The sequence below is a fragment of the Pantoea phytostimulans genome (assembly GCF_046118715.1).
In the GTDB taxonomy this organism is placed as follows: Bacteria; Pseudomonadota; Gammaproteobacteria; order Enterobacterales; family Enterobacteriaceae; genus Pantoea; species Pantoea phytostimulans.
Genome location: NZ_CP173698.1, coordinates 3487241 through 3504239 on the forward strand (window position 1 = coordinate 3487241; position 16999 = coordinate 3504239).

General features: G+C 52.0%; 18 protein-coding genes and 1 tRNA gene. 10 read left to right on the forward strand and 9 right to left on the reverse strand.

From position 1 onward, the window contains the following. Positions 1–2 precede the first annotated feature (2 nt). Positions 3–1037 (reverse strand): Gfo/Idh/MocA family protein, encoded by a 1035-nt coding sequence (locus ACF2G4_RS16260; RefSeq protein ID WP_409075154.1) that lies wholly within the window; start codon positions 1035–1037, stop codon positions 3–5. Between the two features lie 353 nt (positions 1038–1390). On the opposite strand from ACF2G4_RS16260, the gene ACF2G4_RS16265 reads away from it, so the two are divergent. From ACF2G4_RS16265 to ACF2G4_RS16275, 3 genes are all read left to right on the forward strand, one after another. Next, on the forward strand, positions 1391–2419 hold the full coding sequence (locus ACF2G4_RS16265; protein ID WP_332626583.1) for a LacI family DNA-binding transcriptional regulator: 1029 nt from the start codon (positions 1391–1393) through the stop codon (positions 2417–2419). A 150-nt stretch (positions 2420–2569) separates the two neighbouring features. Continuing rightward, entirely contained in the window at positions 2570–3493 is a 924-nt protein-coding gene (locus ACF2G4_RS16270; protein ID WP_409075155.1) for a TIM barrel protein, read from the forward strand. A gap of 10 nt (positions 3494–3503) precedes the next feature. Next, the gene (locus tag ACF2G4_RS16275; RefSeq protein WP_409075156.1) at positions 3504–4673 is read left to right on the forward strand and encodes a Gfo/Idh/MocA family protein; all 1170 of its coding nucleotides are present in this window, start codon (positions 3504–3506) and stop codon (positions 4671–4673) included. Between the two features lie 296 nt (positions 4674–4969). Here ACF2G4_RS16275 and ACF2G4_RS16280 read toward each other — a convergent pair. The 6 genes from ACF2G4_RS16280 to aspA all read right to left on the reverse strand — a co-directional run bounded on the left by ACF2G4_RS16280 (position 4970) and on the right by aspA (position 10708). Next, positions 4970–5045, reverse strand: a tRNA-Phe gene (locus ACF2G4_RS16280). 107 nt (positions 5046–5152) lie between these two features. Further along, positions 5153–5731: a division control transcriptional repressor DicD gene (dicD, locus tag ACF2G4_RS16285; RefSeq protein ID WP_215847841.1), complete on the reverse strand. Its 579-nt coding sequence runs from the start codon at positions 5729–5731 to the stop codon at positions 5153–5155. A gap of 64 nt (positions 5732–5795) precedes the next feature. After that, positions 5796–7496 carry a protein-disulfide reductase DsbD gene (locus ACF2G4_RS16290; protein ID WP_409075157.1) on the reverse strand — a complete coding sequence of 567 codons (1701 nt, stop codon included), beginning with the start codon at positions 7494–7496 and terminating at the stop codon, positions 5796–5798. Further along, complete coding sequence (gene cutA / locus ACF2G4_RS16295; protein WP_215847839.1) at positions 7472–7786, reverse strand: divalent cation tolerance protein CutA; 315 nt, start codon at positions 7784–7786, stop codon at positions 7472–7474. The genes ACF2G4_RS16290 and cutA overlap by 25 nt, the downstream gene beginning before the upstream one ends. Before the next feature lie 75 nt (positions 7787–7861). Further along, positions 7862–9163, reverse strand: a complete 1302-nt coding sequence (locus tag ACF2G4_RS16300) for an anaerobic C4-dicarboxylate transporter (RefSeq protein ID WP_215847838.1) — start codon at positions 9161–9163, stop codon at positions 7862–7864. Between the two features lie 108 nt (positions 9164–9271). Continuing rightward, positions 9272–10708 carry an aspartate ammonia-lyase gene (gene aspA, locus ACF2G4_RS16305; protein ID WP_243078744.1) on the reverse strand — a complete coding sequence of 479 codons (1437 nt, stop codon included), beginning with the start codon at positions 10706–10708 and terminating at the stop codon, positions 9272–9274. A 343-nt stretch (positions 10709–11051) separates the two neighbouring features. On the opposite strand from aspA, the gene ACF2G4_RS16310 reads away from it, so the two are divergent. The 4 genes from ACF2G4_RS16310 (at position 11052) to ACF2G4_RS16325 (ending at position 14298) form a co-directional block, all read left to right on the forward strand. Then, a complete protein-coding gene (locus ACF2G4_RS16310; protein ID WP_215848352.1) occupies positions 11052–11513 on the forward strand; it encodes an FxsA family protein in 462 nt (153 codons plus the stop codon). Positions 11514–11758: 245 nt separating this feature from the next. Then, a complete protein-coding gene (locus tag ACF2G4_RS16315; RefSeq protein ID WP_052898812.1) occupies positions 11759–12052 on the forward strand; it encodes a co-chaperone GroES in 294 nt (97 codons plus the stop codon). A 49-nt stretch (positions 12053–12101) separates the two neighbouring features. Then, complete coding sequence (gene groL, locus ACF2G4_RS16320) at positions 12102–13751, forward strand: chaperonin GroEL (protein ID WP_243078743.1); 1650 nt, start codon at positions 12102–12104, stop codon at positions 13749–13751. A gap of 193 nt (positions 13752–13944) precedes the next feature. Beyond that, positions 13945–14298: a DUF4156 domain-containing protein gene (locus ACF2G4_RS16325; protein ID WP_215847837.1), complete on the forward strand. Its 354-nt coding sequence runs from the start codon at positions 13945–13947 to the stop codon at positions 14296–14298. A 55-nt stretch (positions 14299–14353) separates the two neighbouring features. On the opposite strand, the gene epmB is transcribed toward ACF2G4_RS16325, so the two are convergent. Then, positions 14354–15382, reverse strand: a complete 1029-nt coding sequence (gene epmB, locus ACF2G4_RS16330) for an EF-P beta-lysylation protein EpmB (RefSeq protein WP_243078742.1) — start codon at positions 15380–15382, stop codon at positions 14354–14356. Between the two features lie 43 nt (positions 15383–15425). On the opposite strand from epmB, the gene efp reads away from it, so the two are divergent. From efp to ACF2G4_RS16345, 3 genes are all read left to right on the forward strand, one after another. Next, the gene (gene efp, locus ACF2G4_RS16335) at positions 15426–15992 is read left to right on the forward strand and encodes an elongation factor P (protein WP_215847836.1); all 567 of its coding nucleotides are present in this window, start codon (positions 15426–15428) and stop codon (positions 15990–15992) included. Between the two features lie 54 nt (positions 15993–16046). Then, positions 16047–16178, forward strand: coding sequence for an entericidin A/B family lipoprotein (locus tag ACF2G4_RS16340; protein WP_193405234.1), 132 nt, complete (start codon positions 16047–16049; stop codon positions 16176–16178). A gap of 104 nt (positions 16179–16282) precedes the next feature. Further along, the gene (locus ACF2G4_RS16345; protein ID WP_215847835.1) at positions 16283–16417 is read left to right on the forward strand and encodes an entericidin A/B family lipoprotein; all 135 of its coding nucleotides are present in this window, start codon (positions 16283–16285) and stop codon (positions 16415–16417) included. A gap of 41 nt (positions 16418–16458) precedes the next feature. Here ACF2G4_RS16345 and ACF2G4_RS16350 read toward each other — a convergent pair whose 3' ends face one another. Further along, the gene (locus ACF2G4_RS16350) at positions 16459–16986 is read right to left on the reverse strand and encodes a lipocalin family protein (RefSeq protein ID WP_215847834.1); all 528 of its coding nucleotides are present in this window, start codon (positions 16984–16986) and stop codon (positions 16459–16461) included. Positions 16987–16999: the final 13 nt, after the last annotated feature.

A 16999-nucleotide genomic window follows, 5' to 3' on the forward strand; every position in this document is an offset into this window, starting at 1 on the left:
CGTTAAAGCAACTCTTCGTTAAAAACAATGCCGATCTGCTTTCTGACTTCGTCCATCGCGCTCAAGGTGAGAATCGCGGTGTCGAGAGAGTGGCGCGGCGAATCAATCCGGTTTTGACCAATGCACCAGGCAAAATGGTTGATTTCATGGCACAGCTGGTCATAACGGTTATTCGGTTCTTCCCAATGCAGCGTACGACTGCCGTCACTGGACGTGAGGCGGAAATGGCCTGGGGCATAAAACTGGCCATCCATGACAATGCTGGCACCGCGACCCGCAATGACGGCTGTGCCGGGCGTATTGCTGAACAGCGTGGTATGCAATACCGAATGCATGCCTTGCGCGTGGGTAAAGAGCATTGACGTTTGTCCATTGACGCCGCCTGCAGCATCCTGACCTTTTGCCACGATGCTGGTGGGTGCGCCGCCGACAAATACGCTGAAGCCCACCAGATAGCTGCCAAGATCCAGCATTGGGCCGCCTGCCAGCTCTTGGTTAAAGATGCGGTGATCCGGCGTGAAAAATTCGCCATGATCGGCAATCAAGGTATGAACATCGCCGAGGGCGCCATCATCGAGCAACTGGCGAATGACATCATATTTAGGCGCGAAATCGCACCACATGGCTTCCATACACAGGACGTTACGCGCCGCAGCCGCTTGTTTCAGCTGCTTAGCCTGGCCGGCATTTAGCGCCAATGGCTTTTCAATCAAGACATTTTTGCCCGCTTCAATCACCCGCAGGCCGTCCGGGAAATGATGGTTGTGCGGCGTAGCGATATAGATCGCATCAACGTCGTCACGCGCCAGTAATTCATCAATGCCGCCGCAGGCGTGGGCAATTGACCATTTGTCGGCAAAGCGCTGTGCTTTGTCACGGCTACGTGATGAAACGGCAACCAATTGCTGATCGGTATGATTGCGCAGCGCATGGGCAAAGTGATCGGCGATCCAGCCGGGGCCGACAATGCCCCAGCGCAGCACCGGAATCTGTTTGGCATCGGGCAAACGTGGAACAGGCAGCGTTGAAGGGAACATAACATCTCCATTTACAGGTGTTCGCGTTGGGTCTCTCGCAGGCCGATACGTTCAACAGCCTTTCACTTCAGAACGTACGACACCGTTTTCACCCTTTGGCTGTCGCACATCGATAGATTCATCTCTTTTTAGCAAATGCGTGTTCTGGAATGAATCCAAAAAGAAATGAATGTTTCATTTTGCGAAGAGGATCAACTTTATGAGGTGTTTCCTATCAAAATTATGATAGGAAATTGGCCCGCAATGGGATAATAAAGTCAGGGTATAAACGAGATACAACGTGACAGGCGGAAAGATCGTCGCCGGCGTTTATCAAATGTTGATGAGAGTGAATAAAATGTCTGGAGAGAGTGATGTCGAAAGTCACCATGACCGCGATTGCGCATGAAGCAGGAGTTGGCGTGGCCACAGTGGATCGCGTGCTTAACCGACGAGCACCGGTACGCGGCGTAACCGAACAGAAAGTGTTAGCGGCGGCAAATCGGCTGGGCTACCGGCTGGAGCAGTCACGCATTTTACATCCGAACCAGCCTGCCGCTGCCATTGCGTTGCGCATGGGCTTTATTCTGCTGTCGGCAAGATACTCCTTTTATCAGCCGCTCAGTGATGCGTTACGTGAACAGGCGGAACCTTTCCAGCCGCCGGGTAGCGAAGCTGAATTTTGCTGGCATGACATCAACGAAGTGGAAGCGGTAGCAACGTCGCTGCGCAATTTGGCACAGCGCGTTGATGTCATCGGTATCGTTGCGCTGGATCATCCGTTAATCCGTCACGCTATTCAGGATGTATCGCGCAAGGGCGTACATGTTTACGCGCTGTTTTCTGATTTTTCACCCTGCGGTCATGCGGGTTTTATTGGCCTTGATAACCAGAAAGCGGGCCGCACGGCGGCGTGGATGGCACAGCATTTGCTGAAAAAGCCAGGCTGCGTAGGCGTGTTGCTTGGCGACCATCGATTCATCTGTCAGGAGCGTTGCGAAATCAGCTTTCGTTCTTACCTACGTGAAGCGGGCGTCACCCAGCGGGTGCTTGAACCCTTAAAGACGCACGAATCGATTGAGGGCGGATATTTGGCCGCTCAGCAACTGCTAAAAGATCATGATGATTTGGTGATGATCTATGCGCCCTGCGGGGGGATCGAAGGCGTGGTGCGGGCATTACGACAAAGCCAACGGAAAGGGATTACGCTGCTGTGTCACGGCCCGATTCAGGATGATGAACTGGCGCTGATTGATGGCACAATTACGCTGATGCTAAGGCATCGTATTGAAGAGATGGCTAAAGTGGTCATTAACACCTGTGTGAATGCGCAGACTGAAAACAGTGGGCATTTTTCCCAGGTGACATTGCCATTTGACGTGGTGACGCGAGAAAACTTTTAGTTTTAATCGGTTATCTTATCTATGATAGTAAACTATCAAAAAATGAAACAAAACAATGCGATCGTTATCAAAAAACGAAACTTCCATTGTTGTTTGATATGAAATTTTCGTTTGATACTGTCGGCAACTCTCATAGCACGGACAGATATCATGACGATTCATATTGCCAATGCGCCTTGTAGTTGGGGCGTGGATAATCCCAAAAATCCCTTTTTACCGCCGTGGCAGAAGGTCCTGAGCGAAGCGGCTCTGGCTGGATACAAGAGTATTGAACTGGGCCCGTGGGCTTATCTGCCTGCTGAACCCGCCGAACTCACTAAACAGTTGAACAACTTTTCGTTGTCGTTGGTAGCGGGAACGATATTTGACGATTTAGTCAGTGAAGCTCATTTCCCGGCAATGGTGGAGTTAACGCACAACATCTGTCGCATTCTCTCCAACGTGCCCACCGCAGAAAAAGTCCATGGCAAGAATGCGCCGGCACCTTATCTGGTGATTATCGACTTTGGTAATCCTGAACGCGCTAAATATGCCGGACAATCTGACAAAGCGCCGCGCCTTTCTACCGAAGAGTGGCAGCGTATGATGCAGCACATCACCACGTTGAGTGACATCGCCTGGCGCGAATATGGCGTAAGGCCGGTGATTCATCCGCATGCGGGTGGCTGCATTGAATATGCGGATGAACTGGCGCAGCTGGTAAACGACATTCCTCACGAGGTAGCGGGTTTGTGTCTCGATACCGGGCATCTTTACTACTCCGGCATGGATCCAATTACCTATCTGCAACGCTATTGGGAGCGTATCGATTACCTGCATTTTAAGGATATTAACGATGCGGTGTGGCGTGATGCCATTGCGCGCGGACTCGATTTCTTTACCGCTTGTGCCGAAGGCGTGATGTGTCCGATTGGCAAAGGGGCGATTGATTATCCTGCGGTGCGCGCCTTTCTGGCGGAGCGCAACTATCAAGGTTGGATCACCATCGAGCAGGAGCGCGATCCGCGTAATGCGGATACCAGCCTGCGTGATGTGACCGCCAGTCTGCATTATCTCCAGTCGGTCGGATTTTAGGGGCAACAGTATGATCAATGGTAAAAAAGCGATTGGCCGTTCACTACGCTGGGGCATGGTAGGCGGCGGCGGAACCAGCCAAATTGGTTATATTCACCGCTCGGCAGCGTTGCGTGATGGTAACTTTTCACTGTTAGCGGGCGCATTTGATCTTGATGCGCAGCGTGGCCGAGATTTCGGGGTTGCGCTCGGCGTGGCGGCGGAGCGCTGTTATCCCGACTATGAAACGCTGTTCGCGGCGGAAGCAGCACGTGAAGATGGCATTGAAGTGGTCTCGATTGCTACCCCAAACAATACGCACTTTGCAATTTGCTGCGCTGCCATTAACGCTGGGCTGCATGTGGTGTGTGAAAAGCCGCTCTGTTTCACTACCGCCGAGGCGGATGAACTGGAGCGCTTGTGTGCAGAGAAGAACAAAATCATCGGCGTTACCTACGGCTATGCCGGGCATCAACTGATTCATCAGGCGCGTGAGATGATCGCCGCCGGGTTGTTGGGTGAGATCCGCATCATCAACATGCAATTTGCCCACGGTTTCCACAATGAAGCGGTTGAGTTGCAGAGTGAGAGCACGAAATGGCGCGTGGATCCGCGTTTTGTCGGGCCGAGTTACGTGCTGGGCGATTTGGCGACGCATCCGCTGTTTATTGCCGAAACCATGGTGCCAAACTTACAGGTGAAGCGGCTGCTCTGTTCACGGCAAAGTTTTGTTGCTACGCGTGCGCCGCTGGAAGATAACGCCTTTGTGATGATGGAATACGATAACGGCGCGGTGGGCACCATGTGGGCTTCAGCGGTGAATGCCGGTTCGATGCATGGCCAGAAAGTCCGCGTCGTGGGCGCAAAAGCCAGCCTGGAGTGGTGGGATGAGCAACCTAACCAGCTGCGCTATGAGATTCAGGGTGAGCCGGTGCGCATCATGGAGCGCGGGATGGGGTATCTCAATGAGCGTGCGCTTGCTGACGACCGCATTGGTGGGGGGCATCCTGAAGGGTTATTTGAAGCCTGGTCAAATCTCTATCATCGTTTCGCGCAGGTCATTGATGCCACCGACCGTGGCGACAGTGCTTTCCTGCAAGATTTTTGGTATCCCGATGTCCATGCTGGTTTGATGGGCGTGCGCTGGGTGGAGCAGTGCGTGAAATCAGCAGATGCCGGCGCGGTATGGGTAGATTTTTGACATAAAGAATGGTCGAAAATAGGTTCGACCCGCAGGGCGAGCTACAGGGATGTGGCGAGATCATCGAACGTTCGATGAACGGGTTCGACCCGTAAAAACGCAAAAACCCGCCAGAGGCGGGTTCTTTAAATAGGGTGCCCGAACCCGGACAAAAATGCCGGGAGCATTTTTGCTCAGCGCGCCTGCGCGATGGCCCGTAGGGCGAGCCACAGGGATGTGGCGAGATCATCGAACGGTTCGAGAACGGGTTCGACCGCAAAAATGCAAAAACCCGCCAGAGGCGGGTTCTTTAAATATGGTGCCCGAACCCGGAATCGAACCAGGGACACGGGGATTTTCAATCCCCTGCTCTACCGACTGAGCTATTCGGGCAACGGGGCGCATTAAACCGTAAAGGCTTCGGCCCGTCAACGGCTTTCATGAAAAAACCGTGGGAAACGTGACTGATTGCCTGAATTTCAGGCAAAGGCGGTGAAATATCAGGCTAATGCGCCATTTTTGCGGCACAACGCGATACCCAAAACATCTTCGGCCAGGCTTTTCGCTGTCGTGACATCCTGCACATTCCGCTTAACCAGCAGTTTGCTCAGACAACCTTCAAGTATCAGTTCAATCTGATCGGCAACCATGGACGGATTATCTAACGCTAGCGCGACTAAAATGTCGTGGGTAAATTGCCATGAAGCACGCTTTTGCTGCTCTGCCAGCTGATGTATCGGCTGATCGGGTTGTGGATAGAAGCTACAAGCCGCAATAAACAGGCAACCAGGAAAGCGTCCAATGCTGACTTGTTGGCTGAGTACTTGATAACGCGCCATCAGCTTCTGTTCATGGCTGAGCGTCTCATCCAGCAAAATCTGTCGGCGCCAGGTATCAATTTGCTGAGCATGATAACGCAGGGCATCGTACAGCAAGGCATCACGGTCGGGCCAAAAACGCTGCAATTGTTCAATCGGAAATTGACTCTCGCCTGCCAACTGTTGCAGCGATGTGGTGGCGGCAAGGCCGTTCTGTTCAAGCACATTCAACGCATGCTCGAGTATTTGTTCACGTTGCAAGTGACTCTCCTCTGGTATGCGAACCCGCTGATACGCGCGGGCGGTGTCCTGACTCCAGTTTTGTTTACTGGCCCAGTTTCTGCAAATGCGCGCGGAAATCAGCGGCATTGAGGAAGCCGGTGACCCGCGAATCAGGAATTTCTGTGCCTGTAGCGTCAAAGAACAAAATGGTGGGCAAGCCCAATACATTAAGACGTTTTAACAGCGCATTATCGCTGGCGCTATTGGCGGTAACGTTGGCCTGAAGTAACTGCACTTTACTCAGCTGATCGCGAACTAAGGGGTCGCTAAAAGTATATTTTTCGAACTCTTTGCAGGCGACACACCAATCGGCATACAGGTCGACCATAGTGATACGCCCTTGCGCCTGCTGTAAAGCGTTGTCGAGCTGTGAGGCAGACGCAATCGATGAGAAGGGCAGATGAGCCACGCTTTGTTGCGCCACGTTGTTACTGAAGGCCCAGTCTTGTAATGGGCGCGCACTGATCAACGCGGCGGCGAGCATAATGATTTGCACCACACGCCATTTGCCGCTGTGGGCACGCAGGCTAGCGCTGAACGCCCACGCGAAGAAGGCAACGCCAAGCAAACTCCAAAGCCGTAATCCCCAGATGTCACCTAAAATCCGCTCCAGCAAAAACACCGGCAAGGCGAGAATGACAAAGCCAAAGCCTTCTTTGACCATTTGCATCCACGGCCCGCTTTTCGGCAGTAGCTTATTGCCAAACATCGTGACAACAACCAGCGGTAGCCCCATTCCTAGCGCATAGAGCCACAACGTGCCTGCGCCGGCCCAGAGATTTCCGCTTTGAGCAATATAGAGAAGAATGGCGCTGAGCGGCGCGGTGGTACAGGGCGAGCAGATCAATCCGGCCAGTGCGCCCATCAGGAATACGCCAATTAACGAGCCGCTTTGTTGGCGATTGCTCCAGAGTGTCAGGCGTGTTTGTAGCGTCGAGGGCAGCTGCAAGGAGAACAGCCCAAACATCGACAAGGCCAGAATAATAAACAGGGCGGATAAACCGATTAATACGTAAGGATGCTGGAGCGCGGCCTGAAAACGTAATCCCGCCGCCGCCACGATCACGCCTAACAGCGTGTAAGTCAGCGCCATGCCCTGCACGTAAACCATCGCCAGAGCAAACAATCGACCCAACGAATAGTTACGCTGACCGCCAAGAATAATGCCCGAAATCAGCGGGTACATCGGCAGTACGCAAGGCGTAAACGCGACGCCAATGCCAATTAACAGCGCCCAAAGCGGCGAGAAAGGCAGCGAATCGGTGGGTGCGGGTTGCGCATGGGCGACAGGCGGCGTGCTGTTAGCCGCAACCGCACTTAAAGGAACGGTGCGTGTTTCAGGTGGATAACAGAAACCGGCTGCAGCACAACCTTGGTAAGTAACGCTGATCGTCGCCCCTTTCGCGGCCTGTTGCAGCGTCACGGGGATCGTCAAATCTTGCGGATAGATTTCGCTTTTGCCGTAGAACTCATCTTCATGCGGCTGGCCAGCCGGGAGATTGAGCGGAGCGATCTGCGCATTTTGCGGTGTGACATGAATCTGCTGCCGATAAAGGTAATAACCCGATTTCACCTTCCAGCTGAGCTGGAGTTGTGAACCTTGCTGATTGAAATCAAAAGTAAACGCCTGATCGACCGGCACAAAGCGGCTGCTGTTGTTGGGAGAAAAAAGCGACGCCTGCGCCTGCAGGCAGATAAACAGCGCAAAAAATAGCGTGATTAGGCGAGAGATGCGTGCAGCCATGACAAGTATTCACTGTCTCCATGTTGAACCGGCAACGCCAGCAGTTCGGGCACATCATAAGGATGTGCACCTTTAAGCAGATCCATTAACGCTTGCTGATGATCGCTGTCGCATTTCAACAGCATCTGCACCTCGTTGGCCTGCTCGAGCTTGCCTTGCCAGACGTAATAAGAGGTTGCGCCAGGCAGCAAGGTCACGCAGGCAGCCAGTTTCGCTTCTAACGCCACTTTGGCTAGCTGTTGAGCACAAGCTTGATCGGGTGCGGTGCAAAGGATAATGGCGGCATTCATCGCGCGGCTCCTGAGTAAAAGAGCGCCGATGATAGCACGCTCCAGGGGCAACAACGTTTACAGGTTGTAACCGCGCTATAACACCAATCCACCAAAGACAAAGCCGAACAAAACCGACAGCGTAATCGCCAGCACGCCTGGAATGATAAACGAGTGATTAAAGACAAACTTGCCAATGCGGGTGGATCCGGTGTCATCCATTTCAACCGCCGCCAGCAAAGTAGGATAGGTAGGCAAAACAAACAGTGCTGAAACAGCAGCAAACGAAGCAATTGCGGTCAGTGGAGAGACGCCCAGCAGCAGCGCGGCGGGCATTAGCGCTTTGGTGGTGGCCGCTTGTGAATAAAGCAGCGTCGCGGCAAAGAACAGCACCAAAGCCAGCATCCACGGGTAAGTTTGCAGCGTATCGCCCGCCAGCGTTTGAATATCGCTAAGGTGCGCTTTGACAAAGGTGTCGCCCAACCAGGCAACACCCATCACGCAGATACAGGCGCTCATGCCCGATTTAAACGTGCTGGCGCTGAGAATTTCCCCGGTATCGATCTTGCAGGTCAAACAGATCAAGGTCGCGATGGTAAGCATAAACACCACAATCGCTTCGTTACGTGGCAGCACCGGATTGGCGATTAGCCCGACACTTTCACTGGTTGCGGTGGCATACAGCACCACCGCAACAATGGCGATTAAGAACAGCCAAACGGATTTTTTCGCGCCGGGTTTAGCCACAAAATGCGTCGCGCCGCGCAGCACCACTTCACCTTTGGCTAATCGCGCTTGGTAAACCTCGTCATCTTTTAACTCTTTGCCAAGGAAATTGGTCACCAGCGCGGCAAGGAAAATCCCGACCATTGTTGCCGGAATGGCGATAGCCAGCAGGGTAATATAGCTGACGCCGCGCGGTTCCAGCAGTGTGGCAAAAAACACCACCGCAGCAGAAATAGGTGAAGCAGTAATCGCAATTTGTGAAGCCACCACGGCGATGGAAAGTGGACGAGAAGGGCGCACGCCTTGCTCTTTGGCAACTTCGGCAATCACCGGCAGCGTTGAGAAAGCGGTATGGCCGGTTCCTGCCAGCAAGGTCATCACGTAGGTGACCAGCGGGGCGAGAAAGGTGACGTAGCGTGGATGCCGTCGCAGCAGGCGTTCGGCCAGGCTGACCAGATAATCCATGCCGCCTGCCACCTGCATGGCAGCAATCGCGGCGATCACCGCCATGATGATTTCAATCACGTCGAAGGGGATCACGCCGGGCTTCAGGCCGCAGAACAGCGTCAGAACCAGTACACCTAAACCGCCGGCGAAACCAATACCAATGCCGCCGAGGCGTGCACCTAACCAGATCGCCAATAAGACAATTGCCAGCTCAACGAATACCATCCTGCCACTCCAAAAATTGACCTGCGAAAAATGGCGTGTAGCTTGGCAAAAAAAAAGGCACATCGCGTTGATCGCGGCGTGCCTTTAAGAAAAGAGTTAATTTAAGTTTTACTGCTCGCTTTCATCGGTATAGCGTTTTGCTTTATATACCGGATACATCAGGTTCTGCACCGAGAAAATATCGTCCAATTCGCTTTCCGTCAGCAGACCGCGCTCCAGCACCACTTCACGCACGCTCTTACCGGTTTCGGCACAGATCTTACCGACAATGTCACCATTATGATGACCAATGTAGGGGTTGAGATAGGTCACGATGCCGATAGAGTTGAAGACATAGGCTTCACATACTGCTCGGTTGGCGGTAATGCCGTTAACGCATTTTTCCAGCAGGTTGTAACAGGCATTGGTCAGGATGCTGATCGATTCAAACATCGCCTGACCAATCACCGGTTCCATTACGTTCAGCTGCAACTGACCCGATTCAGAGGCCATCGTCACGGTAATGTCATTGCCGATGACCTTGAAGCAAACCTGGTTCACCACTTCAGGCACCACCGGGTTCACTTTGGCTGGCATGATTGAAGAGCCGGCCTGTAATTCTGGCAGGTTGATTTCGTTCAGCCCGGCACGCGGACCTGAAGAGAGCAGGCGCAAATCGTTACAGATTTTGGAAAGCTTCACCGCCAGACGCTTCAATGAAGAGTGCACCATGACGTAGGCGCCGCAGTCTGACGTCGCCTCAATCAAATCTTCAGCCGGGATAACCGGCAGGTTGCTGACTTCCGCCAGACGCTGTACCGCCAAATGTTGATAACCGTCTGGCGTGTTCAGGCGCGTGCCGATGGCCGTCGCGCCAAGGTTAACTTCTAGCAGCAATTCCGCCGTGCGGAGAATGCTTTTGGTTTCTTCATTCAGCAGGACGCTAAAGGCGTGGAATTCCTGGCCCAGCGTCATTGGCACCGCATCTTGCAGCTGTGTACGCCCCATTTTCAGGATGGTTTGGAATTCGTCAGATTTGCGCTGAAAGCCTTCGCTGAGCTGATGGATGCCGTCGAGCAGTTTCAGGATTGAGCTGTAAACCGCAATGCGAAAACCGGTTGGATAAGCGTCGTTGGTCGACTGGCATTTATTGACGTGATCGTTGGGGTTCAGATACTGGTATTCACCTTTCTGATGTCCCATCAACTCCAGCCCGATATTCGCCAGCACTTCGTTGGTGTTCATGTTAACCGAAGTGCCTGCGCCGCCTTGGTAAACATCCACCGGGAACTGATCCATGCAGCGACCATTATTTAAGACTTCATCACAGGCCTGAATGATGGTGTTAGCGATGTTGCGTGGAATGGTTTGTAGCTCTTTGTTTGCCATTGCAGCGGCTTTTTTTACCATCACCATGCCGCGAACGAATTCGGGAATGTCGCTGATTTTGCTGCTGCTAATGTAAAAATTTTCAATCGCACGCAGAGTATGAACGCCATAATAGGCATCCGCCGGAACCTCGCGCATACCTAACAGGTCTTCTTCGATACGAATGTTGTTCGCCATGGTAACCTTCTTGTTGTTGCCGCTTTGAAATGCCGCTATCCATCACAGATGATCTGTTTTATTTTGTCTTGAAGAGTCAGCACCGTCATTTTATCCATCTTCGAACGGGCGAGCACGATCATATTCTGATGCATCTAAAAAGCATGAATGCAGATCACCTTACCGATGTCGCCGGGTTAACGATATGTGAAGTTGGTTACAAAATTAACCCCAAAGTAAAAATTTGGCAGGATCGGTTGAAATCGCGGCGGCGGGAGCCCATCTCTTTTCATATCATCACTCTGATGAACGCTTTCTGCTGTTTGGCATGACGCCGGGCAGCCACAACTCACAGGAGTATTCGGTGCGCTGGTTACCGTTAGTGATCTTTTTTGTATTGGCCTGGATTGAGATTTCCCTCTTCATCCAGGTTGCGCACGTCATCGGCGTGCTGTTCACCATGTTGTTGGTGATCTTTACCTCATGTATTGGTGTGTCGCTGGTGAAAAATCAGGGCATGAAAAACTTCATGGCGATGCAGGAAAAACTCGCACGTAATGAAAGTCCGGCTAACGAAATGATCAAAAGCGTTTCGTTGATTATCGCCGGTTTTTTGCTGCTGCTGCCGGGTTTTTTCACCGACTTCCTCGGTTTGCTGCTGCTGTTGCCACCGGTGCAAAAACACCTGACATTGAAGTTGATGCCGCATCTGCGCGTCTGGCGTGGGCCGGGAGCAGGCCCAGACAGCGGTTACACGATGGATGGTGAATTCGAACGCAAAGAGGGCGATCGCATTGAGCATAAAGACGATCCCAAGGATCGTTAATATAAGCAGCTGATAAAACGCGACGAAAGTCGCGTTTTTTATTTATCCGTTCACATTCCTGCTTCAAAGACGCATTGATCGGTCAAAAAGTGGTCGGTTATCACATTCAAGTAAAAAAATTGTTGTCCAGCCCCTTGAAAGCACAAGAGCCCGCCCCTACTTCTCTGGTCACGAGGCCGGAAGCCAAACAGACCGGCGTTCAACCCAAAAATGAATGATTGGACTTCTCAAAGGAGAGCTATCAAATGAAAATTCGTCCATTGCACGATCGCGTTATCGTCAAGCGTAAAGAAGTTGAATCCAAATCAGCTGGCGGCATCGTGCTGACCGGTTCTGCAGCCGCTAAATCCACTCGTGGTGAAGTGCTGGCTGTCGGCAACGGCCGCATCCTTGAAAGTGGCGACGTTAAGCCGCTGGACGTGAAAGTTGGCGATGTAGTGATCTTCAGCGAAGGTTACGGCGCGAAAACGGAAAAAATCGACAATGAAGAAGTGCTAATCATTTCTGAAAGCGACATTCTGGCAATTGTTGAAGCGTAATTTTTTACGCGTAATTCACTGAACGAAACGAATTTAAGGGATATTTGAAATGGCAGCTAAAGACGTAAAATTCGGTAATGACGCACGCGTAAAAATGCTGCGTGGCGTAAACGTACTGGCAGATGCAGTAAAAGTTACCTTGGGTCCAAAAGGCCGTAACGTAGTTCTGGATAAATCTTTTGGTGCACCTACCATCACTAAAGATGGTGTTTCTGTCGCACGTGAAATCGAACTGGAAGACAAGTTCGAAAACATGGGCGCGCAGATGGTGAAAGAAGTGGCCTCTAAAGCGAACGACGCTGCAGGCGACGGCACCACCACCGCAACCGTTCTGGCTCAGTCTATCGTTAACGAAGGCTTGAAAGCTGTGGCTGCGGGCATGAACCCAATGGATCTGAAGCGCGGCATCGACAAAGCGGTTATCGCTGCAGTTGAGAAGCTGAAAGAACTGTCTGTTCCTTGCTCTGATTCAAAAGCTATCGCACAGGTTGGTACCATTTCTGCTAACTCTGATGAAACCGTTGGCACCCTGATCGCTCAGGCGATGGAAAAAGTGGGTAAAGAAGGCGTTATCACCGTTGAAGAAGGCACCGGTCTGCAAGACGAGCTGGACGTGGTTGAAGGTATGCAGTTTGACCGCGGTTACCTCTCTCCGTACTTCATCAACAAGCCAGAAACAGGCGCCATTGAGCTGGAAACCCCGTTCATCCTGTTGGCTGATAAGAAAATCTCTAACATCCGCGAAATGCTGCCTGTGCTGGAAGCCGTTGCGAAAGCAGGCAAACCACTGCTGATCATCGCTGAAGATGTTGAAGGTGAAGCATTGGCAACGCTGGTGGTGAACACCATGCGCGGCATCGTTAAAGTGGCTGCGGTTAAAGCACCTGGCTTCGGCGATCGTCGTAAAGCCATGCTGCAGGATATTGCTATCCTGACCGGCGGTACCGTGATTTCTGAAGAGATCGGCATGGAGCTGGAAAAAACAGCTCTGGAAGATCTGGGTCAGGCAAAACGTGTTGTGATCAACAAAGACACCACCACCATCATCGATGGCGTGGGTGAAGAAGCGACCATTCAGAACCGCGTAACTCAGATTCGTCAGCAGATCGAAGAAGCAACGTCTGACTACGACAAAGAAAAACTGCAGGAGCGCGTAGCGAAACTGGCAGGCGGCGTGGCCGTACTGAAAGTGGGCGCAGCGACTGAAGTTGAAATGAAAGAGAAGAAAGCGCGCGTTGAAGATGCCCTGCATGCAACCCGTGCTGCGGTAGAAGAAGGCGTGGTTGCTGGTGGTGGTGTAGCGCTGGTTCGCGTTGCAGCACAGCTGGCTGATCTGCGTGGTCAGAACGAAGACCAGAACGTAGGTATCAAAGTTGCGCTGCGCGCAATGGAATCTCCACTGCGTCAGATCGTTTCTAACGCCGGTGAAGAGCCTTCTGTCGTCGCTAACAACGTTAAAGCAGGCGACGGTAACTACGGTTACAACGCGCAGACTGAAGAATATGGCAACATGATCGACTTCGGTATCCTGGACCCAACCAAAGTAACCCGTTCTGCTCTGCAGTACGCGGCTTCTGTTGCGGGCCTGATGATCACCACCGAATGTATGATCACTGATGCGCCTAAAGGCGATACCCCTGATTTAGGTGGTGGCGCTGGCGGTATGGGTGGCATGGGCGGTATGGGCGGCATGATGTAATTGCCGTTGACTGCTTAAGTCACGAAGCCCTCGATCGGAAACGGTCGGGGGTTTTTCTTTTTGTATGGAAAATAGTATAAGTAGTGGCGCAATAGTTGGGCTTAACGGGATTAGGGCAATGAATGTTCAGAAAAAAAGTGCGCTTTTCTGCTACGCTGCCACCCGACTCTGATGATAATAAATGGGGATTACAATGCGGATTAACCTCTTGCTCGGACTGGCGGCTGGCGCGTTACTGCTGGCGGGCTGCAGCAGCTCAACTCAACTCTCTTCTGGCGGCCAACGTGTAACATTTACCGATCAACAGCCCGGCAACGAGTGTCAGCTTCTGGGTAACCTTACCGGCTCACAAAGCAACTGGCTGACCGGTGCGGGTGGCGAAACCAGCGCACTGCGTGGAGCAGCCAATGATTTGCGTAATCGCGCAGCAGAAATGGGTGGCAACGTTATTTACGGTGCAACCAGCCCAACACAAAATATCTTGTCTGCCTTTGCACCGCTCGACAGCAAAATGAGTGGTCAAGTCTATAAGTGCTCGCAAAGCTAAACCGCGTTTGATGCGAAAAGATTTTTCTACTGGCCGGATTTGACTCCGGCCATTTTTATTCCTGCTTGAGTTGCAGATCCAGCGGCGTTTTGCTCGGCTCGCCACCGATTTCACGTGCCAGCTTCGGCACCAAATACCCCGATACCAACGGTAAGAGATTGCGCACCAGCGCACGCGCTTCTTCATCAGAAACGAAGAAATGCGCCGCGCCCTGTACTTTGTCCAGTACGTGCAGGTAATAGGGCAGAATACCGGCGTCGAACAGCGCATTGCTTAAGGTTGCCAGCGTTTGCGCATTGTCATTCACGCCGCGCAGCAACACGCTCTGATTCAGCAGCGTGACGCCTGCGCGCTTCAGCTTGTGCATCGCATCACGCAGCGCATCGTCAATTTCCTGCGCATGGTTGATGTGCGTTACCAGCAGCACCTGTAACCGTGTTTCGCCCAGCAGCTGGCATAATACGTCAGTGATGCGCGCCGGAATCACCACCGGCAAGCGGCTGTGAATACGCAAACGTCTGAGATGCGGAATTTTTTCCAGCTCGGCAATGAGCCATGCCAATTCATGATCTTTTGCCATCAACGGATCGCCGCCGGAGAAAATGATTTCATCCAGTTCCGGGTGGTCCGCGATATACTCCAGCGCCGCTTGCCAGTTGCGCTTGTTGCCTTGGTTATCCTGATAGGGAAAATGACGGCGAAAGCAGTAGCGACAGTTGACTGCGCAGCCGCCTTTTACCAATAAAAGTGCGCGGTTTTTATACTTATGCAGTAAACCGGGCACAACGTTATTTTGTTCATCCAGCGGATCGGTGCTATAACCTGGCGCATCAATGAATTCCTGACGACTGGTCAGTACCTGCAACAGCAGCGGATCCTGTTCATCGCCTTTTTTCATACGGGCAATGAACGCGCGGGGCACGCGCAGGGCGAAGAGGCGACGTGCATCTGCACCTTGCGCCAGCTCTGCATGCTGATCCAGGGCTAAAATTTGCAGTAATTCATTAGGTTCAGTGACAACATCAGCAAGTTGCTGCAACCAATCTTCTCTGGAAGGTGTATTTAGGGTTACAATGTGTGCCATTTTTTTGGCTAAGTACCAGTATCAATTTTCGTAGAGGGCCTTCATGGCGACTTATTCTAGCAACGATTTCCGTCCCGGTCTTAAAATCATGTTCGAAGGCGAGCCATATGCCATCGAATCCAGTGAGTTCGTTAAACCGGGTAAAGGTCAGGCATTCGCACGCGTTAAAATGCGTCGCCTGCTGACGGGTTCTCGCGTTGAGAAAACTTTCAAATCCACCGACTCCGCTGAAGGCGCAGACGTAGTGGATACCAACCTGAACTATTTGTACAACGACGGTGAGTTTTATCACTTCATGCACCCGGAAAGCTTTGAGCAGTTCCAGGTTGAAGAGAAGACCGTTGCTGAAGCAGCGAAATGGCTGCAAGACAATGCTGAATGTATCGTTACGCTGTGGAACGGTCGTCCGATCGCTGTTCAGCCGCCGAACTTTATCGAAGCAGAAGTTATCGAAACCGATCCGGGCCTGAAAGGTGACACCGCAGGTACCGGCGGCAAGCCAGCTAAGCTTTCTACTGGCGCAGTGGTGAAAGTGCCATTGTTCGTTCAAGAAGGTGAAGTGGTTAAAGTTGACACCCGCTCTGGCGAATACGTGTCACGCGTTAAATAAGTACATAATCAGGCGCATCCATCGATGCGCCTTTTTCTTGTGTGAGTTGAGAAAATGAAAAAGCTGGCAAAATTTATCGCATTCGCGTTGCTGGTCTCCTCTGCGCTGAGCGCCTGCAACACTTTCCACGGTTTTGGTGAAGACGTTTCCCATTTAGGCGGAGCGATTTCGCGCGCAGCAAACTAATTTCCCGACTGTTTTCTTTTGTGGTACTGACAGCAGCAACCCGCTGAATTCCGGCTATGCTTAAATCGCTGTACTTTTACTGCAACCAAAAAAAGGAAATTAGTATGTTAAAGAAAAGTATTGTCACAATCTTCTCTGTATTGCTGCTCTCTTCATTGCTTTCGGCATGCAATACCACGCGTGGCGTTGGTGAAGATGTAGAAGCAGGCGGCCAGGCTATTCAAAACAGCACGAAGTAATTCTAACCGGTGCGAAACAGCGCGTTTCGTACCGGATTTTCTTAGCTACCTTGTTTCACCCAGATCAATTCCTCTACCGGGAAACCCGCCTGACGCGCCTGCTCAACCAATTTCTGTTTAACGGCTGGCTCAAGCTGAGGCGTTCGAGACAAAATCCATAAATAGTGACGATTCGGGCCGCATATCAGCGCATAACGGTATTCCGGGTCAAGCGCGATAACGTTATATCCGCCATAGAACGGGCCAAAGAAAGAGACTTTCAGCGCGGCTCGCTGCTTGTCGCCAGTAAAGTAGGCTTTACCTACACTTTCCTGCCAGCGCTGTTTCTGGGCGTTAAAGCCGCGGTTTACGACCTTCAAGCCGCCATCTTCTCGCGGGCTGTAGTTTGCTGTGACCTGCTCAAGCCCACGCTCGAACCGATGATCTAATCTGGCGATCTCATACCATTTACCGAGATAACGCTGACTATCAAAGTTTTCGATAACGGTAACATTCTTCGGCGGCGTGGTGCTGCAGGCTACAGAGAGAAAAGCGCTGAGGCTGGCGACGAGAGTTTTCCATGGTGACATGTGCGATTCCTTT